Below are 4,808 nucleotides of genomic sequence, written 5' to 3' on the forward strand. Positions count from 1 at the left end.
ACCGACTCTGGACTGGCACTAATAACCAAACTCCACGAACTCGAAAAGAGGAATCAGACTAATGACGAAACAAACAACGATTGACTTGGGGATTGGCAGTAGCTTCAAAGGTCCCGTCACCTGTCTGGGACAAGTATATGCCAGCGAAGATGAACGCAGAGAGCACTTTAGGAATCTCCTGCGTGAAAAGCTGAAAGATCCTGATTTTCGCAAGATCGAAGGCTTCCCTATCGGAGAGGATGAAGATATCATTGCATTGAGTGATCCTCCCTATTACACTGCCTGCCCAAATCCCTGGATAAATGACTTCATTGCCGAGTGGGAAAAGGAAAAGGGAGACAGACCAGATGAATATCACAGGGAACCCTTTGCCGCAGATGTGAGTGAGGGTAAGAACGATCCGATTTACAATGCACATTCCTACCATACCAAGGTGCCCCACAAGGCGATCATGCGCTATATCCTCCATTATACCGAGCCGGGAGACATCGTCTTTGACGGCTTCTGTGGGACTGGTATGACCGGTGTCGCAGCTCAACTCTGTGGAGATAAAAAGGTGGTTGAATCACTGGGATATCAGGTTAAAGATGATGGCACAATCCTGGATGTAGAGGGCAAGCCTTTCTCCAAATTGGGGGCAAGAAAAGCTATATTGAATGATCTCTCTCCTGCAGCTACTTTTATTGCTGCCAACTACAACTCTCCAGTTGACATAGTTGAGTTTGAGAAAGAAGCAAAACGCATCCTGGAGGAAGTGGAAGAGGAATGTGGTTGGATGTATGAGACTCTGCATCCTGATGGTAAAACTATCGGCAGAATCATTTACACCGTCTGGAGCGATGTGTTTATCTGTCCAAACTGCTCTCAAGAGATAATATTCTGGGATGAAGCAATTGATATGAAAGATGGTTTGGTTCTAGATGAGTTTCCATGCCCTTATTGCCATTCAAAATTAACAAAAAGAAGAATGGAAAGAGCTTTCGTTACTAAGTCTGACAAGTTCATAACTGATAGAGATGCAGATATATCAGGAATGATTATTCGTCAGGCAAAACAAAAGCCTGTTTTAATCTGCTACTCAATAGGGAAAAGTAGATTCCAAAAAACACCTGATGATAAGGACTTAGCTTTGATAGAAAAAATCGAGCAAAGTGATATTCCATATTGGTTTCCCACTGAGAGAATGCCAGAAGGTGATGAATCGAGGCGAAATGACGATTTGGGAGTTACTCATGTGCATCATTTCTATGCAAAGAGGAACTTATGGACATTAGCAGCTTTTTGGGATAGGTTACCTTTTAATATTAGGTGGAAGGCTACTTCCTTCTTAGGACGAAATCTCACAAAGCAGAATAGGTTCATTATAAACAAATACAATCCTAGGGGTAGAATTAACGGACCATTAACAGGCACTCTTTATATACCCAGTGAACAAGTGGAGCAGTCTGCATTGAGTTTATTCAAAGAGAAAGTTGTTCAGGTTGGATGGGATACAAAGGGCAATGTTATTTCAACAGAATCAACTACCAATATAAACAGAATAGAACCTAAATCGGTTAACTATATCTTCACCGACCCTCCTTTTGGTGCGAATTTTATGTATTCAGAGTTGAATTTCATACTAGAAAGTTGGCTTAGAATCAAGACATGCAATGATCACGAAGCAATAGAAAACTCATCTCAAGCGAAAAGCCTCTTAGACTATCAGGGTCTAATGAAGAGCTGCTTTACTAACTACTATAAAGCGCTCAAATCCAATGGGTGGATGACTGTAGAATTTCACAATTCGAAAAACAGTGTGTGGAATGCAATACAGGAAGCTCTGCAACAAGCTGGTTTTGTTGTCGCAGATGTTAGAACACTTGATAAAGTTCATGGTGGAATTAAGGCAGCATCTTTAGCAAATGCAGTTAAACAGGATTTGATCATCTCTTGCTATAAGCCCAATGGTGGTATTGAGGAGAGATTTGTTAAACTCTCCGGAACTGAGGAAGGAGTCTGGGATTTTATTAGAACACATCTCAAGCAGCTACCCAAACTTGTGATTGAGAAAGGTAAGATGCAAATTGTGGCAGAACGGCAGAATTATCTGCTCTATGACCGCATGGTGGCTTTCTACCTGCAGAGAAATGCTTTGGTTCCTTTATCTTCAGGAGAATTTTATCGAGGTCTTGAAGAGCATTTCCCATCCAGGGACGGAATGTATTTCCTCCCGGAGCAAGTAATTGAGTATGACAAGACAAAGATGAGGATTCCTGATCTTGCCCAGATGGAGATATTCATCACCGATGAGGTTTCGGCTATTCAGTGGCTTAGGCAGTTACTAAAGGACAAACCTCAAAGCTTCCAGGATATCCATCCTCAGTTTATGAGAGAGATCGCAGGATGGAATAAGAACGAAAAAAGCTTGGAGCTTTCTCTGATCTTGGAAGAGAACTTCCTAAAATACGATGGTAAAGCTGAGGTACCAAGCCAAGTTCATACATACCTATCTACAAATTGGAAGGAGCTTAGGAATCTCCCTAAGGATGATCCGGCACTCAAAGCCAAAGCCAAAGACAGGTGGTATGTACCTGATCCCAATAAGCTGGCAGACTTGGAGCAGATGCGGGAAAAAGCGCTTTTGAAAGAGTTCTGGACATATTTGCCCAAGGACTATAAACCCAAGAAGCTGAGCGATCTGCAAATAGAGATTCCAGACCTGCCCAAGAGCAACCCAGATCTGGTTTCCGGCAAGAGATTCAAGATCATCCGGGCAGAAGCGGTGCGAGCAGGATTCAAATACTGCTGGCAACATCGGGATTATGAGACCATCATATTGGTGGCAAAGCGCATTCCCAGCTCCTTGCTGGAAGAAGATCCCAAACTGCTGATGTATTACGATCAGGCTATTACAAGAACTCAGTAGAAGAGGGTTTGAGGTGAATAGAGAGCAAGACTTGAAGTATGGGGAGTTGTTAGACGCTATAATCGAGCGATTGTGCGCATCATCTTCTCAGATGGTGATCTTGTTCGACCATGATGGCTTAGCCACCACCACGGCTGTTTTTGAGCGTATGGTGGGCAACGGATATGATATCTATGACTACACTGACAACCTGAGCTTGTTTTTCTACCTTGAAAGCAAGTGGCTGAAGGGCGGGAAAGATTTAGATTCAAAACTACTGGTCATGATATCGGCTGATCAGGCCGCAAACGCTAAATTGCCATATTCAGTACTGGTTAATGCCGATGTGATCAAACTGCGGCTGGAAGACTTTTTCGAAGGGATATCTACCAAAGCTGTCAAAGAACTCCCCAGCCAGTATTACGATCTACTCTTTGAGTTGCTTAGATCACAACCGCAGAGCTTGACTTCATACAAAGAAAGCATCGATTTCATTACCCGGCGAGTATTTGGGATTGATATTGCAGGGATAACAAGTGAGGTCCAATTCTGGGTTGTCCTGTTTAAACTTCATTACACAGACACAGAGCTTCCAGGATTCGTGGTGGACAGACTACATGATTCTGGCAGTGGTTTTGTTAATAACTACGAAATCGACCTTGAACAAGCCTTGAGAAGCAGTGAGTATTTCTTTGCTTTTCTGCAGAGAGAATGGGTGCATTTCGTTAAACAGCGGGTAAGCAATGTTCAATCGGCTAAGGTGCTGCCTTTCGATCACCCTGATTTGAAAGTCTATACAGATAATTTCTTTGCCGAAGGCATGCTCAAGCGCATCAGGATAGATAATGCCAAGGCTGAAGAACTAGGTTGGATAAGTTGTGGAATTGATCTGAATGAATCTGGTCCTGCTGATCAAATTGAGAGCTTGATATCGACTTTGCAGGCACATCTTCCCGATATTGACTGCTCCTACAAAGCTTGGCAGAAGTACGCGAAAGACTATGCTGAGTTTTTGCACCAGATATTTAGTTCAGATAACGCGCTTGACGCAGATAGAGTTCACAGCCTGAGAGTGGAGATCAATGCCAGGTTCCAGAACTGGATTCAACAGCACTATGATTCTCTCTCAAGCCTGCCTTCCAGCAAACCAGTGATGGTGCACCAAATAGCCAAGAGCTTGGCATATCGAAGGGCTGAGCTAAATGCAGCTAAAACGGCTTTGATTGTAATGGACGGAATGTCCTACGATCAATGGCTGTGCATCAAAACAGAACTTGATCTGAAGACTTATGAGACTAGTGAGGATACTCTATTCGCATGGATTCCCACTCTCACCTCGATATCCAGACAATCCATCTTTAACGCTTCAGTTCCATATTACTTTGCCCAACACATTGGTAGCACGGTTAAGGAGCCAAACCACTGGAAACGATACTGGGAAGATAACGGGGTAACCTCAAAAAGTATACACTATCTGCGTATGGATGGGACAGGAGATATCGGAGCAGAACTGGAGAAACAGGTTAACCTGCCAAGTGCACTAGTGATCGGACTTGTTTTGAACTTGATCGATGACATTATGCATGGCATGAATCTTGGTTCGGCTGGTATGCATAGCCAGATCAAGCACTGGGTAAAACAGGGATACTTTGACTCTTTGCTTCAGCTTCTGATAGATCATGGTTACACAGTGTGGATCATCTCAGACCATGGCAATTTGGAATGCGAAGGAATTGGCAATATCCAGGATGGTTCATTATCCGAAACCAAGGCATCCAGAGTTAGGATATATCAATCAGAAGCTCTAAGAGACCAGGCAGCAAGAAAGACAGATACATCCCTGGCCTGGACTCCCAAGGGACTTCCCAATGATCTGTACTGCTTGTTTGCTCCCTATCGGGGTTGCTACCATACAGTGGGA

Annotated in this window: 2 protein-coding genes; both read left to right on the forward strand. The window is 43.5% G+C overall.

Going from position 1 to position 4,808, the window contains the following annotated elements; all coding sequences use genetic code 11:
• The first annotated feature begins 61 nt into the window (after positions 1 to 61).
• Positions 62 to 2,908, forward strand: a complete 2,847-nt coding sequence (locus LHW48_00545) for a site-specific DNA-methyltransferase (protein ID MCB5258950.1) — start codon at positions 62 to 64, stop codon at positions 2,906 to 2,908.
• Positions 2,909 to 2,921: 13 nt separating this feature from the next.
• On the forward strand, positions 2,922 to 4,808 hold a 1,887-nt coding region (pglZ, locus tag LHW48_00550; GenBank protein MCB5258951.1), incomplete at its 3' end, for a BREX-3 system phosphatase PglZ.

Source organism: Candidatus Cloacimonadota bacterium, assembly GCA_020532355.1.
In the GTDB taxonomy this organism is placed as follows: domain Bacteria; phylum Cloacimonadota; class Cloacimonadia; order Cloacimonadales; family Cloacimonadaceae; genus UBA5456.

Excerpts from the sequence above, each read along its gene's own strand:
- LHW48_00545 (MCB5258950.1), top strand. The coding sequence starts at position 62 with ATGACGAAACAAACAACGATTGACTTGGGGATTGGCAGTAGCTTCAAA.